This is a genomic window from Daejeonella sp., from assembly GCF_037719425.1.
Classification (GTDB): Bacteria; Bacteroidota; Bacteroidia; order Sphingobacteriales; family Sphingobacteriaceae; genus Daejeonella.
Window position 1 is genome coordinate 1,111 of sequence record NZ_JBBJNI010000036.1, and the last position, 16,839, is coordinate 17,949.

At 42.1% G+C, this 16,839-nt stretch carries 17 protein-coding genes; 8 read left to right on the forward strand and 9 right to left on the reverse strand.

Going from position 1 to position 16,839, the window contains the following annotated elements:
- Nucleotides 1-210: 210 nt before the first annotated feature.
- Nucleotides 211-585, forward strand: a complete 375-nt coding sequence (locus WKF69_RS06775; protein ID WP_340380631.1) for a four helix bundle protein — start codon at nucleotides 211-213, stop codon at nucleotides 583-585.
- Between the two features lie 175 nt (nucleotides 586-760).
- Here the strand turns inward: WKF69_RS06775 and WKF69_RS06780 are convergent, their stop codons facing one another.
- Entirely contained in the window at nucleotides 761-1,600 is an 840-nt protein-coding gene (locus WKF69_RS06780) for an aminotransferase class IV (protein WP_340380632.1), read from the reverse strand.
- A 3-nt stretch (nucleotides 1,601-1,603) separates the two neighbouring features.
- Nucleotides 1,604-2,629 (reverse strand): RluA family pseudouridine synthase, encoded by a 1,026-nt coding sequence (locus tag WKF69_RS06785; RefSeq protein WP_340380633.1) that lies wholly within the window; start codon nucleotides 2,627-2,629, stop codon nucleotides 1,604-1,606.
- 222 nt (nucleotides 2,630-2,851) lie between these two features.
- Between WKF69_RS06785 and WKF69_RS06790 the strand changes: the two genes are divergently transcribed.
- From WKF69_RS06790 to lat, 3 genes are all read left to right on the forward strand, one after another.
- Nucleotides 2,852-3,919, forward strand: a complete 1,068-nt coding sequence (locus WKF69_RS06790) for a DUF6588 family protein (RefSeq protein ID WP_340380634.1) — start codon at nucleotides 2,852-2,854, stop codon at nucleotides 3,917-3,919.
- A 14-nt stretch (nucleotides 3,920-3,933) separates the two neighbouring features.
- Nucleotides 3,934-4,815: a pyridoxal-phosphate dependent enzyme gene (locus tag WKF69_RS06795; protein WP_340380635.1), complete on the forward strand. Its 882-nt coding sequence runs from the start codon at nucleotides 3,934-3,936 to the stop codon at nucleotides 4,813-4,815.
- A 193-nt stretch (nucleotides 4,816-5,008) separates the two neighbouring features.
- The gene (gene lat, locus WKF69_RS06800) at nucleotides 5,009-6,340 is read left to right on the forward strand and encodes an L-lysine 6-transaminase (RefSeq protein ID WP_340380636.1); all 1,332 of its coding nucleotides are present in this window, start codon (nucleotides 5,009-5,011) and stop codon (nucleotides 6,338-6,340) included.
- A gap of 102 nt (nucleotides 6,341-6,442) precedes the next feature.
- On the opposite strand, the gene bshB1 is transcribed toward lat, so the two are convergent.
- From bshB1 to WKF69_RS06815, 3 genes are read right to left on the reverse strand one after another with little or no spacing between them, the layout of a single operon-like run.
- Nucleotides 6,443-7,159: a bacillithiol biosynthesis deacetylase BshB1 gene (bshB1, locus tag WKF69_RS06805; RefSeq protein WP_340380637.1), complete on the reverse strand. Its 717-nt coding sequence runs from the start codon at nucleotides 7,157-7,159 to the stop codon at nucleotides 6,443-6,445.
- Nucleotides 7,156-7,662, reverse strand: coding sequence for a glutathione peroxidase (locus WKF69_RS06810; protein WP_340380638.1), 507 nt, complete (start codon nucleotides 7,660-7,662; stop codon nucleotides 7,156-7,158). The genes bshB1 and WKF69_RS06810 overlap by 4 nt, the downstream gene beginning before the upstream one ends.
- Nucleotides 7,659-8,276, reverse strand: coding sequence for a DUF4294 domain-containing protein (locus WKF69_RS06815; RefSeq protein ID WP_340380639.1), 618 nt, complete (start codon nucleotides 8,274-8,276; stop codon nucleotides 7,659-7,661). The genes WKF69_RS06810 and WKF69_RS06815 overlap by 4 nt, the downstream gene beginning before the upstream one ends.
- A 228-nt stretch (nucleotides 8,277-8,504) precedes the next feature.
- Here WKF69_RS06815 and WKF69_RS06820 point away from each other — a divergent pair, with 228 nt between their 5' ends.
- The 4 genes from WKF69_RS06820 to WKF69_RS06835 are packed head-to-tail and all read left to right on the forward strand — an operon-like array spanning nucleotide 8,505 to nucleotide 13,891.
- Nucleotides 8,505-10,742 (forward strand): bifunctional (p)ppGpp synthetase/guanosine-3',5'-bis(diphosphate) 3'-pyrophosphohydrolase, encoded by a 2,238-nt coding sequence (locus WKF69_RS06820; protein ID WP_340380640.1) that lies wholly within the window; start codon nucleotides 8,505-8,507, stop codon nucleotides 10,740-10,742.
- A 57-nt stretch (nucleotides 10,743-10,799) separates the two neighbouring features.
- Nucleotides 10,800-11,276: a transcriptional repressor gene (locus WKF69_RS06825; RefSeq protein ID WP_340380641.1), complete on the forward strand. Its 477-nt coding sequence runs from the start codon at nucleotides 10,800-10,802 to the stop codon at nucleotides 11,274-11,276.
- Between the two features lie 29 nt (nucleotides 11,277-11,305).
- A complete protein-coding gene (locus WKF69_RS06830; protein ID WP_340380642.1) occupies nucleotides 11,306-12,580 on the forward strand; it encodes an adenylosuccinate synthase in 1,275 nt (424 codons plus the stop codon).
- Between the two features lie 36 nt (nucleotides 12,581-12,616).
- Nucleotides 12,617-13,891, forward strand: coding sequence for an anthranilate synthase component I family protein (locus WKF69_RS06835; protein WP_340380644.1), 1,275 nt, complete (start codon nucleotides 12,617-12,619; stop codon nucleotides 13,889-13,891).
- A gap of 44 nt (nucleotides 13,892-13,935) precedes the next feature.
- Here the strand turns inward: WKF69_RS06835 and WKF69_RS06840 are convergent, their stop codons facing one another.
- From WKF69_RS06840 to WKF69_RS06855, 4 genes are read right to left on the reverse strand one after another with little or no spacing between them, the layout of a single operon-like run.
- Nucleotides 13,936-14,757 carry a M48 family metallopeptidase gene (locus tag WKF69_RS06840; protein WP_340380646.1) on the reverse strand — a complete coding sequence of 274 codons (822 nt, stop codon included), beginning with the start codon at nucleotides 14,755-14,757 and terminating at the stop codon, nucleotides 13,936-13,938.
- A gap of 28 nt (nucleotides 14,758-14,785) precedes the next feature.
- Nucleotides 14,786-15,427: a glycerol-3-phosphate 1-O-acyltransferase PlsY gene (gene plsY / locus WKF69_RS06845; RefSeq protein ID WP_340380648.1), complete on the reverse strand. Its 642-nt coding sequence runs from the start codon at nucleotides 15,425-15,427 to the stop codon at nucleotides 14,786-14,788.
- Between the two features lie 52 nt (nucleotides 15,428-15,479).
- Entirely contained in the window at nucleotides 15,480-16,337 is an 858-nt protein-coding gene (gene nadC, locus WKF69_RS06850) for a carboxylating nicotinate-nucleotide diphosphorylase (RefSeq protein WP_340380651.1), read from the reverse strand.
- 43 nt (nucleotides 16,338-16,380) lie between these two features.
- Nucleotides 16,381-16,782 (reverse strand): DUF4783 domain-containing protein, encoded by a 402-nt coding sequence (locus WKF69_RS06855; RefSeq protein WP_340380653.1) that lies wholly within the window; start codon nucleotides 16,780-16,782, stop codon nucleotides 16,381-16,383.
- Nucleotides 16,783-16,839 lie beyond the last annotated feature (57 nt).

Here is a 16,839-nt window from a genome sequence, read left to right on the forward strand (position 1 = left end):
AACGGGCAAGTAATTACCAATAAGTATTTTCAGATGTAAAACCTTATCCTACAATCTCAATCTAAACACCCATCTCTCCGATTCGCACTGATTACTGATTACCGATTACTGATTCCGGCTACAGATTACTGATCAGCATTCTCAGATGTAAACCTTATTGAACGATCGGTTTGATATGGACTATTATCTGTCTTTTTTGTAGATTTCGTAATGGAATATGTGAAAAGCTTCCGGGACTTGCATGTTTATAAAGTATCAAGAATTCTAGCTAAAAAGATATTCGAGATTTCCCAGTCGTTTCCAAAAGAGGAAAGATATTCTTTGACTGACCAGATACGAAGATCCTCCAGATCCGTCGGTGCTCAAATAGCGGAATCCTGGGCTAAAAGGAATTACCGACGACATTTTATAAGTAAATTAACAGACGCCGACGGAGAACAACTTGAGACGCAACATTGGTTGGAGGTGGCCACAGACTGTTCTTACATAACTTCAGAACATGCTGAAGAACTTCGTACGCAATATAATGAAATCGGTAAAATGCTCAATTCCATGATTCAAAAAGCAGAGTCTTTTTGCAGTTGAAACAAGTTTGCCGTCCTGCGCCTTTCTCCCGGATCATGTGTGCAAGACATACCTATCCGATTTGTACTGATTACCGAATACTGATTACTCAGCACACCCATCTATCCGATTTGCACTGATTACCGAATACCGAATACTGATTACTAAGCACAGCCACTGATTACCAATCCTCACGCTATAAAGCATTCAGCTTCTCGTTTAAAAAACGGGAAATTTCATTAAAATACCGCTTGCCATTATATCCCATAACCCACTGGATCCCTCGGGCGGCGTTTGTGAGAAACACTTCATCTGCCTCGTTCAATATATCAGGGCTTATTTGTGCTTCCACCAGTTCGATTCCATTTTCCTTGGCGAGCTTAATCACAACCTGACGCATTACACCTGCAATACACCCTTCACTAAGTGCGGGCGTGTATAGCTTTCTGTCATAAACAACAAATACATTGCAGCTCATAGCTTCACATAAAAAGCCTCTGTCGTTTAAAACCATCACTTCATCCAGCGAATTTTGATTTTTAAAGATCCCTGCCAAAACGAAAGTGAGCGAATTACATGTCTTCAGATTAGAAAGGATGTTTACTGGTTTGGTAAGTTCTTCGAATACGTCGATGATAAGACCCTTCTCGTTTAGCGTGTAGGTACTTTCAGTTACTTTTGTTGCTTCCAACACGTAAGCCATGTTATTTGCAGACGGGCTATATAAACCTTCTCCATCACGGAAAGCCGTAAGGCGTATCCTGGCATCCGGCCCGGTTTTGTTTCTGCGAACAAGCTCTTCTGCCTTTTCCCGGAGAAACCAGGTATCAACAGACGACCATGAATCCATTTTCAATAATTTCAGGCCTTTGCGAATACGTTCACTATGAAGTTCGGCAAACTTTAACTCACCCTTTAGCAACCTCATAGATTCAAAAAGGCCATCGCCGTATTTGAATCCCCGGTTTGCTACAGTAAGAACTTGTTGCTCTGCAGGAACGATATCACCATTGAAATTAATGAACTGCCTACTCATAAATTATTCTTTAATATAATTGCGCCATTTTTCCAGAACAGAACTGAAATCATTTGGCAGTTCAGTCTCAAAATGAATAAACTTCCGGGTGGACGGGTGAATAAATCCAAGAGACTTCGCATGCAAGGCCTGTCTTGGCATCAAGTCAAAGCAATTCTCAACGAACTGCCGGTATTTATTAAACACTGTTCCTTTGATGATCCGGTCGCCGCCATATGTGCTATCATTGAACAAAGGATGCCCGATATGTTTCATATGCGCGCGAATCTGATGAGTACGGCCCGTTTCAAGCTGGCACTCTATTAAAGTGACATAATTAAACCGTTCAACAACCTTGTAATGGGTCACTGACCATTTGCCATTTGCCTCATCATCGTACACAGCCATCACTTTCCGATCCTTCATACTCCGGCCAATATATCCCTTGACAGTCCCATCGCCTTTCATGTCTCCCCAAACCAAAGCCAGGTACTTCCGGGTGATGCTATGATCAAAAAATTGCTTTGCAAGAAAAGTGATTGCCCACTCATTCTTACTGACCAGTAAAAGTCCGGAAGTGTCTTTATCTATTCGATGTACCAGACCGGGCCGGCCATCATTTCCCGGCAGCTGAGGCAGCTGCCTGACATGATGCACAAGCGCGTTGACTAAGGTGCCTGTATAATTGTTGAAACCCGGGTGGACAACCATCCCGGGAGCCTTATTAACAAGTATTACATCATCGTCTTCGTACACGATGTCGATTGGTATGTCTTCAGGATATACTTCTGTATCTCTTGGCGGGTGAGGAAGCACCAATGATATAATATCCAACGGCTTGACCTTGTAGCTGGCTTTAACGATCTTGTCATTGACCAGTACATTACCGGCGTCTATAGCATTCTGGATCCGGTTGCGTGAGGTGTTTTCAGTACGTATGATAAGGAATTTGTCCAGGCGTAACAATGTCTGGCCTTTGTCCACCACGATCCGCAAGTGCTCATAGAGATCCTGCTCGTCATTTTCCTGGACATCATTTTCCTCAATCATGCAGCAAAATTAATTCTTTAGGATGATTATATGCGCATAAACAAAAGCGATAATTTGCCATCAACATACATTGATCAGGAAATATCTGTTAACAGGTAAACTTAAAACGATTAACTTTACATATTGATATTAAATTAAACAAATGATCCGGCCCGGGTATCCAGCTTGTTGTTGACCGGGTCATGTTGATGGTATAACATTTAAACAACAAAACCTATACAGATGAACAATATCTTCACTAGCAGAATCACATTAGCATGGCTATTAATGCTTTGCTTCTCACAAGCAAATGCGCAAAGCGATGTTTCGGAGCTTATAAAATCGAGCCCGGAAGACGCAACTAAGCTTGCACAGGCTTATCTAAAGCCACTTTTCAAAGGTTTTGGCACTGGCCTGAATACAGGCTGGAATAATACTGCACACTCCAAAAACTTATTGCGCTTCGATCTTCGCTTTGGATTAACAGGCGCTGTTGTTCCGCAAAAAGACGAATCATTTGATGTGACGAAGATTGGGCTGTCGAGTAATATTCGTCCAACAAATGCAAGCCAGGTGGTCACTCCTACGTTTTCCGGCCCCAACAACACGGGCGTGGAGCTCGGCGTTTACGACTCCAATAACAGGTTGCTTGAAAGATTTAGTATGCCTGAAGGTACCGGCATTAACCTTATTCCAGCTCCGCAATTACAAGGCACTATCGGTTTGCCAAGGGGGCTCGAATTCACTCTTAGGGCAATGCCAAAAGTCAACCTTGGAGATGATATCGGCGCAATTGGGATGTTTGGCGGTGGCTTGAAGGTTGAAGTACTTCCCCTGATTTCAGGTGTAGCCGATAAATTAACGCCGGTAGATATCGCGGTAGCCTTGGGTTACACACAATTTAACTTTAGCGTTCCTCTGAACGTTCCTCCTCCATCCGGTGCAACGGGCCCTTCTGGTGACTTTTCAAACCAAAAACTTGAGGCACAATTTTCAGGAATAAATACCGAAGTGATCATCTCTAAAAGATTATTGGTGTTTACACCGTTTCTTAGTTTTGGCTACAACACTGCAAAGACTGACGCAGGATTGAAAGGAAATTATCCGATCGTGACGGGAGCAAATCTTTTAGGCCGGCCGACATATACTGTCTTTACCGATCCGGTAAACATAAAACAGACTGATATCAGCGGTTTCAGAACAAATCTCGGCTTCCAGCTGAACCTGGCATTTTTCAGGATCTACGGTTCTTATAGCATAGCTGAGTACAATGCATTCAATGGCGGTTTAGGTTTTGGCCTTGGGAAATAAGAAGATCTAAAGCATTGACTGGCTTAGCCATCTACAGTCCTGTAGAACAAATATTTGATCCCCTTTTTTCAGAAAAAAAGGTCGAGGTATTTGTAAAGCGGGATGATATGATTCATCCGTTTATTTCAGGAAACAAATGGAGAAAGCTCAAGTACATTCTTTCCTATGCAGAAACACAAAATAAAAAGCACCTCGTAACCTTCGGAGGTGTTTTTTCCAATCATCTCCTCGCTATAGCCTGCGCGGCAGCAAAATTTGGCTTCAGGAGCACTGGTATAGTTCGCGGTGAAGAAGTTCATAACGATGTCCTTATGCTTTGTAAGTTATTTGGCATGAATCTCCAGTTCACAGATCGCTCATCTTATCGGGATAAACCTGCTTTATATAAAACACACTTTGCCGCTGACTCTGATGCCATCTTCATTGATGAGGGAGGCGCTGGCGAACCCGGAGTAAGAGGATGCTCCGAGCTCCTAAGTGAATTGCAGGAAAATTACGATCACATATTTTGTGCCGCCGGAACGGGAACAACAGCTGCCGGAATAGTCAGAGGCGTGAAAGAGCATTCACTGGCTTCAATTGTCCAGGTTGTACCTGTACTTAAGGACGGCGGGTTCCTGAAGACAGAAATCGAACGATATACCGATCAGCCCTTTTCGATACACCCGGATTACCATTTCGGGGGTTACGCCAAAACGACGCCAGAGCTTCTGACATTTATTCAAACATTCTGTAAATCAACCGGAATTCTTATCGAACCCGTATACACTGGCAAAATGTTTTTTGCACTCTACGACCTTATTAAAAAAGACAACCTCCCCGCTGGCAGCAGGATCCTCGCTGTGCATACGGGCGGGCTAACCGGAATACTTGGAATGTCGTCAAAACTGAAATAAGACTTGTGATTTTAGGCAGAAAATAGCTTACGTCAGAAATAAACTTTAGGATAAAAATTTACATCTCGGGCCGCTCCCACTCAAAAAATAGGTTTAAACAGTTTAAACCTATTTTAACACCAAGCTTATCAAAAGTGCCTAAATTTGTGCATTTGTGCGGTTTATTTTATTTTTGAGTATAAACAAAAGCGCTATGTATAAATTATCAATATCCCCGGATCAAGTAAATCAAACGCTCAGTAAGCACATCCTGGCAGACGGCTTTGACCTCACATTTGATATGGAAAAGAGCAATGGAGTTTATATCTATGATTCCAAATACGACCGCACTTTACTGGACTTTTTTACTTGCTTCGCATCGGTGCCACTGGGTTATAACCATCCTAAAATGGTAAATGATGAAGAGTTTAAAAAGAACCTGATGCAGGCCGCATTAACGAACCCATCTAACTCGGATATATATACTACACAATACGCTCAGTTTGTTGAGACTTTCTCCAGAGTCGGGATCCCTGACTATCTTCCGCATGCTTTTTTTATAGCAGGTGGCTCGCTGGCGATAGAGAATGCTTTAAAAGTTGCAATGGACTGGAAAGTTCAGAAGAACTACCAAAATGGCTATACAAAAGAAAAAGGCTCACAGGTTATTCACTTTGAGAAGGCTTTCCACGGCCGCTCAGGATATACATTGAGTTTAACAAATACTTCGCTTGACAAAACTAAGTGGTTTGCCAAATTTGACTGGCCAAGGGTAAGCACTCCTTCAATTAAATTCCCCTTCACAGACGAAGGGTATGAGGACTTAAAGAAAAGAGAAGCTTTATCGATAGCTCAAATTAATCAAGCTTTTGCAGACAACAAGGACGATATCTGTGCAATAATTATTGAGCCTATTCAATCTGAGGGAGGTGATAATCACTTCAGGCAGGAATTTCTGGAACAACTGAGACAGATCTGCGATGAAAATGAGTGCTTTTTAATTTACGATGAAGTACAGACCGGAGTTGGGCTAACGGGAAAATTTTGGGCACATGAGCACTTTGGAGAGAAAGCAAGGCCTGATATCCTGGCATTTGGCAAAAAGATGCAGGTCTGCGGGATTCTTGCCGGCAAAAAAGTAGACGAGATTGAAACCAACGTTTTTAAAGTCCCATCCCGGATCAATTCGACATGGGGTGGAAACCTTGTAGATATGGTGCGGTCAACCAGAATTCTTGAGATCATTGAGGAAGACAATCTCATCAGCAATGCTGCAATAACAGGCAATTATTTACAGGAACGTCTTCGTTCAATTGCTGAAAGGCATGATAGTATTTCGAATGTCCGGGGCCGCGGATTAATGACTGCATTCGATTTTCCGAATAAAAGCATGAGGGACAAGTTTATAACCAATGGAATGGAGGAGAATGTAATGTTCCTGGGCTGTGGTGAGAAAACGATACGCTTCAGGCCAGCACTGATAATCAATGAAGACCACATTGATAAGGGGCTTGAAGTGCTGGAGAAAGTTGTTGTAACTATCTAGAGGAGCATTTATCAAAGAGCAAAGAACAAAGATTAAAGACCAGTCCAGCTAATTAAGACTCCTGTCCTTATTCTTTGCTCCTTGTTCTTTGCTCTCGAAAAACTATAACAGAGAAAATAAATCGTTTACACCAAGTAGTTTCTTACTGGTAAAACCTTCGGCATGCACAGCGCCAATAGACTTTCCTAATTCGCGCGAACGGGCTTCAATTACCTTTAGAAAATCAGGTGATGAGATATAGGTCTGCTGCTCGTCATTATCCGGGTTAAAGAACTGGGTCTTAAAAGCGTGAATACATTCCAATTTCTTATCCCAGAAGTCAGTAACATCAACCAGAATATCAGGCTGAATATACCTGTCCTGGATATATTGCAAAAGCAATCGGGGGCGGAAAGCAGTCTGCGATGCTCCCTCGAATTCAGTTTCGACTTTGGCCAGCCCGGCGAGAAATAAGGCATCGTAAACAAGATCCCCTGCCCTGCCGTGATCCGGATGGCGGTCGTGTAAAGCATTGCTTAACACAATCTCCGGTGTATATTTCCTGATCATTTGAATGATCTTTAACTGATGTTCTTCGTCATTTCTGAAGAACCCATCGCGCATTCCTAGATTCTCCCGGATATGAAGTCCTAATATCTTCGTTGACTCCGCGGACTCCTCGTCCCTGGTTTCGGGAGTTCCGCGCGTGCCTAATTCACCCCTGGTAAGATCGACAATCCCAACTTTCTTCCCTGCAGCAATTTGTTTTAAAATAGTACCTGAGCAACCCAGTTCAGCGTCATCGGGATGTACTGCAAATACCAGAATATCTAACTTCATAGCGGCCTAATATTCAATAGTTTAACTATTTTCCTCTTTATCCTTGAAGAATTCGGCTTGGTAAAAGGGTAGAAAAAATCCACAACTTCCCCATCCCGGTTGATGAGATATTTATGGAAATTCCATCTCGGGGCTGATCCCACCTGGCCATTCTGCTTTTTATTCCCTAAAAACTTATACAGTGGGTGAGCATACTCGCCTCTTATCCTTATTTTTTCAAAAACTTCGAAATGCGTATCATAATTAATCTCGCAAAATGTGACTACTCCCTCTCCCTCCAGCGGCTCTTGCCCTCCGAAATCATTTGAAGGGAAGGCCAGGATATCAAAATCATCGCGATCAAAATCGTTCCTTAAAACTTCGAGATCTTTTAGCTGAGGTGTAAAACTACATTCGGAGGCTATATTTACAATAAGAAGTACTTTACCCTTATAATCAATTAATTTCCTTTCCTCACCATTCGGGCTGTGAACGGTGAACTGGTAAATTGATTTTTGTGTCATAGATTGTGCATGTAATAACCTGAAGACTGGATAATGGCTTCAATATCCCGATCCTCCTGAGGATCATACTTGTTTTTAAGGTTATTACCAAAGACACGGGCAACGGATTGATAAAAGAAAGCTGTAACGCCGCCTTTCATTTCCCTGACCAGATCGTAACTGCTGTTACCTGTCTCGCGATCAATCAATTTTATCAAAATTCCGCCCTGTGTTATAGTTAAGTTCTTTATTTCGCGATTGAACATCGCTTTGATCTCGCCCTCAAAAGCCTTTACTAAAATACGCTGTTCCCTCTTATTCTTTGTATGCGCCAGGTCAGTTTGAAGGATAGTGTATCGCTGTCGCGCGAACATCGCATATGGCATGACTTTTAGTACGTTATATCTCAGCCTGTTAAATTTTGCTTTTTCTAAGGCTGATTTAAAAATGCGGGTATCAACAATGACGATTTCAGGAAGGCCAATCCAGGGGATAAGCTCATCGTTGACATTAGTAACAGCAACGCGTATGGTATCTTTAACTCCTTTTATAGTCGGGTCGTTCTTATACTGAGCTAATGCCGTTCCTGACATCAAAACCACACAAAGAATTGCCAATAGCCTAAAAAATTTCATAAATTTATACTCTGTAAATTTACAGCTAATATTTTATATATATTAATACCAGTTACGTACTTAATGTAACCCATAAAGTATGCTAAACGTTTTAATATCATTAGCTATTGCATTTAGATGATGAAACCATCGTGATTGGCCAAAACCCGCAGGGGATCATTATCAAATCACGATAGCCCTGCCTACCGCAGGCAGGTTCATCGCTGCTAAAAAACGATAAATAAACAGATGAAAGAACTTGTGATAGATCTGGAAGCTGAGAAAAAGGAAATTCTCAAAAGATATCGTGCATTACTGAGAGCGTGTAAATCTACCATGCAGAAAGGTGATAAGCGGATGATCCGCCTTGCCTTTAACATGGCTTTAGAGAGCCACCAGGATATGCGCCGGAAATCCGGGGAACCTTATATCTACCACCCTGTCGCAGTCGCCCAAATAGCTGCTGAAGAAATAGGCCTCGGCACCACATCCATTGTCTGTGCACTCCTGCACGATGTAGTCGAAGATACTGATATCACATTAGAGGATATCGAACGTGAGTTTGGAAAGAAGGTAGCAAAGATCATCGACGGACTTACCAAGATCTCCGGCGTATTTGATTACAATAGCTCTTTACAAGCTGAGAATTTCAGAAAAATGCTGCTTACACTGGCGGATGATGTCCGGGTAATTCTAATCAAACTGGCTGACAGGCTCCATAACATGCGTACGATGGACTTTATGCCTCGTGACAAACAGCTTAAGATATCATCAGAAACTGTTTATTTATATGCCCCGCTTGCTCACAGACTTGGTCTGTACACCCTGAAATCGGAGCTTGAGGACCTTTCCATGAAATTCATGGAACCGGTAACATATAAGTTTATCGCCCAGCAGCTTATTGAAAAAAGAACAGAGCGTGAGAGTTTTGTGCGCGATTTTATATCGCCAATAAGCGAAATATTAAATGAACAGGGACTTGAAGCCGATGTATATGGCCGGCCCAAATCGATTCACTCGATCTGGAGCAAGATGCGAAAGAAGAATATACCTTTCGATGAGGTTTATGATCTCTTTGCGATCCGCATTATTCTAAACAGTAAGCCGGATAACGAGAAATCAGATTGCTGGAAAGCCTATTCCATAGTGACAGATCTCTATCATCCCAATCCAGATCGTTTGCGCGATTGGATATCTTCACCCAGGGCGAATGGTTACGAATCCCTTCATACAACAGTGATGGGCCCGAGAGGCCAATGGGTTGAAGTTCAGATCCGCACAACCCGGATGAACGAAATAGCAGAAAAAGGTTTCGCGGCGCACTGGAAATATAAGGAGCCATCTGTTGATAGCGGCGCAGATACGGGGCTCGATCAGTGGATCCACAAGGTCAGGGAAATGCTAAACAACCCTGAATCCAACGCGCTCGATTTCCTTGATGATTTCAAAATGAATTTATTTTCAGATGAGATCTTTATTTTCACCCCGAAGGGCGCCCTGATCCAATTACCTGTAAACGCAACAGCACTCGATTTCGCTTTCGAAATACATACCGATATCGGCGCAAGCTGTATTGGAGCTAAAGTAAACCATAAGCTTGTACCACTCTCCTACAAGCTGCAGAACGGCGATCAGGTAGAGGTAATAACATCGAGCAAACAATCCCCTAAAGAAGATTGGTTAAATTTCGTTGTTACCGCAAAAGCCAAATCGAAAATTAAATCTTCGCTTAAAGAAGAGAAGCGCAAAATTGCTGAGCAGGGCAAGGAAATTCTTGAAAGAAAGCTCAAATCACTCAAGATCACATATAACACGGATAATCTTTACAAGCTGACGTATTACTTCAAGCTGCAGTCTACACTTGATCTGTTTTTCAACGTAGCGAAGGGGTTAATTGATGTTAAACAACTTAAGGAATTTGTTACTTTTGAAAAGATAATTGAAAATAAACCGGAAAGGCCTGAAAACCTGACTCCGGAACAGTTTACGAAAAAGGTAAAAACCGACAACGACACCTTATTGATCGGCGAAGATCTGCAGAAACTGGATTACAAGCTTTCCACTTGCTGCAATCCCATTCCGGGTGATGATGTGTTTGGATTTGTAACTGTTGGCGATGGAATTAAGATCCATCGTACTAACTGTCCTAATGCCACAAAGCTGATGTCCAATTATGGCTACAGGATCGTTAAGGCCCGGTGGAATTCACAAAAAGAGCTGGCATTCCTGACCGGGATGAGAATAATTGGGATTGATGATGTCGGATTGATAAATAATATTACGACGGTAATTTCCGGAGATTTCAAGGTAAACATGCGTTCAATAACCGTGGATACGAATGAAGGCATGTTCGATGGATCAATCATGGTATATGTCAACAACACAGGGCATCTCGACGATATGATCGCTAAACTTAAAACCGTTCCTGGTGTCACTTCAGTGACCCGCTTCGACTCACACTCGGAAGATCTGGTCAAAGCTTCCTGAATTAAATGAGAATATTCTCTTTTTTTTGGATAAATTTGGCCGTCATTTAATCGCACTATGCCCGGACAAGATACTATTGCGCTGGTAATTAAAATTTTCGAAGCTTATCTGGAAAACAAGAGCTTAAGGAAAACTCCTGAACGCTATGCAATCCTGGAAGAGATCTATTCACGAAGTGACCATTTCGACGTGGAATCCCTTTATATCCACATGAAAAATAAAAAGTACCGGGTAAGTCGTGCCACGGTATATAACACACTTGAGCTTCTGGTATCCTGCGATCTTGTTACCAAACATCAGTTCGGTAAAAACATGGCCCAATTTGAAAAATCATACGGTTACAAACAGCACGACCACATCATCTGCATTGATTGCGGTAAAGTTGTAGAGTTTTGTGATCCCCGGATCCAGCAGATCCAAAGCATGATGGGTGATATTCTTAAGTTCGAGATAAAGCACCATTCGTTAAACCTGTATGGAAATTGCGGCCGTCTTAAAGAAGGAAATTGCGAATCATACGCCAATAAGAATTAATCTCATACCATACTCCCTTAATATAAATAATGACACTTGATGTATTGCTAGGCCTCCAATGGGGCGACGAAGGAAAAGGAAAAATTGTGGACGTATTATGCCCTCAATATGATTTGATAGCACGTTTTCAGGGCGGCCCGAATGCTGGCCATACACTGGAATTTGACAACCAGAAATATGTACTGAATACCATTCCTTCAGGTATATTCAACGATAACGCGATGAACCTTATTGGTAATGGTGTTGTTATCGATCCAATTATTTTAAAAAGGGAGCTTGATAATTTAAAGAAGAACGGCTTCGATCCTGTCGCTCAGAAGAAACTGGTAATCGCAAGGAAAGCACATTTGATACTGCCTACCCACCAGCTCCTTGATGCCGCTTCTGAAACTAAAATGGGAGCTGATAAAATTGGCTCTACACTTAAAGGTATCGGTCCTACCTATATGGATAAAACTGGGCGGAATGGACTAAGGGTTGGAGATACAACACTAACCGACTTCCGTGAGCGTTATACAAAACTGGTAAATAAACACCTGTCCATATTATCTCACTATGGAGATGTTCCTGATTTTTCCGAAAAAGAGGCAGCATTCTTCGAAGCAGTAGAATTATTAAAGGCCATACCTCAGGTTGACAGTGAACATTTCGTCAATAAATACCTAAGCGAGGGGAAAAAAGTGCTTGCAGAAGGCGCTCAGGGAACTATGCTCGATATTGATTTCGGGTCATATCCTTTTGTGACTTCCTCAAATACAACTTCTGCAGGCGCCTGCACAGGTCTGGGCGTTGCTCCAAGAAGCATTGGTAACGTAATTGGTATTTTTAAAGCATACTGTACACGTGTCGGCAGCGGACCTTTCCCAACAGAGCTTGAGGATGAAACCGGCGAAGAACTCAGACGTATCGGTCACGAATTTGGAGCAACCACAGGACGGCCACGCCGTTGCGGCTGGATCGATCTTCCTGCCTTAAAGTATGCCATCATGCTGAACGGCGTGACCGAGCTTGTAATGACTAAAGCGGACGTGCTAAGCGGTTTCGATACTATCTATGCTTGCACCAGCTATAAGTACAATGGTGAGACGATCGACTATATGCCGTACGATATTCAGGCAGTTAAAGCTGAGCCTATCTTTGAAGCCATTCCAGGCTGGGCTGAAGACCTGACCGGAATAAGGGAGCTGCATGAGATTCCGGCTAAGCTTAAATCTTATATTTCTTACCTGGAGAAACATTTGAACGTACCGGTAAAGTACCTTTCAGTAGGACCAGACCGGGTGCAAACACTCGTTCTCAGCTAAGTTAGCTGGCTAGAATTAAAGAATATATTACATAAAGTGCCTGTCCCTAAAGTTTTCACCACTTCTGATCCGGATACTTTTAAATTGAAAGCTTTGCTTTGGGCAAATTCTTTTGATCACGTCTGCTACTTTGATTCCAACCATTATTCTGATCCATACAGGGCATTCGATACTATGATCGCGGCCGGCGCTATTAAAAAAATAAGCAGGTCAACTGGTAACTCGTTTCATGATCTCGATGGCTTCTTAGCAAGTAATGAGGGATTTATTCCTGGTTATTTTTCCTACGATCTGAAGAATGAACTTGAGGATCTTCATTCGTCAAACCCCGATCATCTTGGTTTTCCGGATCTATATTTTTTCATTCCCGATAATACGATATTTATCAAAGGTTCAGAAGTTGAAATAAGCAGCACTGATCCCGAAGCAACCTGGGAAGGCATCCATAACTGGGATGTAAAACCTCAACTTGATAGTACGCCTGTAAGTATTAAATCCCGCTTCACTAAGAGTGAATACAAGAGCACAGTTAACGAGTTAAAGGAACACATTCAGCGCGGCGACATTTATGAGATCAACTTCTGCCAGGAATTTTATGCAGAGAACGCAGACATTGACCCGCTTTCTATCTTTATTCGTTTGAATACTATTTCCCCGACTCCATTTTCAAGCTTTATGAAGATGGGCCAGCGATATATTATTTCTGCTACTCCTGAGCGTTTCTTGAGTCGCAGAGGAAGGAAACTGATATCGCAGCCCATAAAAGGCACCTATGCGCGCGACTCTGACAAGCAAAAAGACGAGGATCAGAAAAAGAACTTAAAAACTGATGAAAAAGAGCTGGCGGAAAATGTAATGATCGTTGATCTGGTCAGAAACGATCTAACAAAAAGTGCCAAGCCGGGTACAGTAACAGTTGAAGAGCTTTTTGGAGTATATAGTTTCAAACAAGTTCATCAACTGATCTCAACGGTTGTCTGCGAAAGAGCAGAAGGGCTTTCCAATCCTCAGATAATTGCAAATACTTTTCCAATGGGCTCGATGACCGGAGCGCCAAAAATCAGTGCTATGACATTAGCCGAGCAATATGAACGAAGCAAAAGAGGTGTATATTCCGGAGCTGTAGGATACTTTGCCCCCAACGGAGATTTCGACTTTAACGTTGTAATCCGAACTTTATTGTATAATGCCGAAAGTAAATATTTATCCTTCCACACGGGGGGTGCTATAACCATTGACTCGAATCCAGATAGGGAATATGCAGAGTGCGTACTTAAAGCAAAAGCGATAATGGAAGTTTTAAAGCAATAAAAAAACCCGGTTAAGCCGGGTTTTTTTATTTCAATGGTATATCGTTAGTTAGCTGTGGTACGCCCGCCTTTGTAAAATGTTCTTGCTTCCGGAAGCAATTTCTGTATCGCGGCAATACGCGTAGCATCACTAGGGTGCGAACTCAGGAACTCTGGCGGAGCACCTCCACTTTCTTTAGCTGAAGCCATACGCTGCCAGAAAGAAACTGCGGTATCAGGATTGTACCCGGCCATAGCCATAAAAATTAAACCTAGACGGTCAGCTTCACTTTCCTGGTTACGTGAATACTTTAACATAGCCAGTTGGCCTCCAAGACCGTATAACTGACCGATAACTTGCTGCGTTCCTTGAGATCTTCCGCCCACGGCTGCACCTACAACGGCCCCGCCACCCTGGGCAAGTGTCATCTGGGAATACCTTTCAGCGGCGTGCTGTGCAATTGCGTGTGCAATTTCATGACCCATCACAGTGGCGAGCCCTGCGTCGGTTTGGGTAACTGGCAATATTCCGGAGTATATTGCTACCTTTCCACCGGGCATACACCAGGCATTGATATCTTTACTTTCCACCAAAGTGAACTGATAATTATAATTGTATTTATCACCATATCCATTTGACTGCATGTAGCGGTTGATCGCCGTGGCGAGGTTATTACCGACGGTTCTAACTTTTTGAGCGTTTGCCCCACTTGAAATAACCCTGGTGGATGGATCACGTAAAAATTGCTGATACGCGTCATTAGCCTGTTGTTGAAGTACTGAATCGTCAACTAAACTAAGCTGACTTCGGCCTGTAAGAGGAACCTGCGAGCAGGATAAGAGCATAGCGCTAATAGCTACCGCGCCCATTAATTGTAATCTTTTCATAATTCTGTTTTAAATAAGTCGGTTAATTTTATTTCTTTTTAAACAGATTTACTTTGGATTCTTTACCTTTTAAAAGACGTTCAATATTTTTTTGATGTGTAACTAGGATCAGTACGCAAATACTCATTCCATACAACACTAAGGAACGTATTGGAGACTGGAAAATAAATATTACACTAAGTGGAAAACTGAATCCGGCGAGGATTGAGCTTAGTGATACATATTTAGATATCAACAATACAATAATAAAGGTAAGAACACAAAGCATCGCTGCCTCCGACTGTACTGCTAATATCATTCCAAATAATGTTGCTATACCCTTACCTCCTCTAAAACCTGCGAAAACAGGAAAAAGATGGCCCATCACAGCCGTGATACCTAGCGCAAGTTGATAATTTACAAATTGTACTGAATTTTGAGGTCCTGTAACAGAAAGGCCAATAAGATAGGCCAAATTTGTTGCGGTGTATCCTTTAAAAATATCAAGCAGCATTACTGCGATACCCGCTTTTTTCCCTAATACCCTGAACGTATTAGTGGCTCCGGCATTCCCGCTCCCATATTCCCGTACGTCGATCCCGTAGAAAGCCTGTCCTATCCATACCGCTGTTGGTATTGACCCAAACAAATAAGCAAACAGTAGAGCTGAGACCGAGTATATAGATATCATCCAGGTACAATAATACTAATTCATAGAGGTGAATATGTTAAGATCAATTAATTTAATTGCTCTTAACAGCCTTTAAACTCATGTCTAGGCTTTTAACTGAGTGGGTTAATGCCCCCATTGATACATAATCAACACCGCACTGCGCATATTCAAGAACATTTTCCTCTGTTATACCGCCCGAAGCTTCCGTAATAAATCGCTTGTTAATTAAAGCTACTGCTTCTTTTAAATTTTCAAAAGTAAAATTATCAAGTAAAATACGGTCAACACCACTGCTGTTTATCACCTCATTTAATTCTGCTGTATTCCGTACTTCTATTTCGACAGGAATGTCCAGATTATTAGCTTTCAGATAAGCCTTAGCGGCTTCGATCGCCTTTGCTGTTCCGCCGGCATAATCAACATGGTTATCCTTAATAAGGACCATGTCATACAAACCAAATCTATGATTTACCCCACCTCCTATTTTTACAGCAAGCTTTTCAAGATATCGAAGGCCGGGTGTAGTTTTCCGGGTGTCGAGAACCTTCGTTCCGGTGCCTTCCAGTAACTTAACCACATTATTTGTTGTCGTAGCGATACCGCTCATTCGCTGCATAGTATTCAGAACCAGCCGTTCAGCAACTAAAATTGCGTGTACACTGCCGTTAACATAAAACGCGATATCACCTGGATGCACTGATCCTCCGTCTTCTATAAGAATTTCAATTACTAGAGCAGGATCTACGATCTTAAAAATCTCTAAAGCCACAGATACCCCGGCTATAACACCAGTGTCTTTTACGAGCAGTTTAGCCCGTCCCTGCTGACCAGCCGGGATCGTTGAAAGTGAGGTGTGATCTCCATTGCCCACATCTTCGGAGAGGGCTTGGCGGATAAATTCATGAAGTGCTACAGTGTCTAAATCCATTCGAATTGCTTGAATTCAAAAATAGAAATACTTATTACAATTGTTATTGTTTATCATACTCTATTCTCATTTCCTTAATCAGAAATCTTGTGCCGCTGCCACTATATGATATCGAAATACGAAATTTATCTTTAGCGGTTAGCATCGAGAGCACTGCAATCTTGTAGTTTGGATTCGAACGTAACCGATGTACAATCTTCACTGAAGTTGGCTTGTTCTTTGAGAAAAAGTCGCGCATAATTTGTTCGGCTTGCGCTTTAGAGTACACGTTTTCCTCCGAAAGAATATTCAACTGGAGCGTGGACGAAAATTCATCCGACATTTTTCCCGCATCAGACGTTCGGAAGTATTTTGCAAAAGCATCTACAATATCCGCTTGTTGGGCTTGCAAATCCGAAACTCCCATTAAAAGAGAAACTAAAATCATTAAAAGTTTTGTTCTCATATTCATTGATTTGTTCTAAAAGTATGCCACTAATGCAAATATTCTGCAATATTTTAA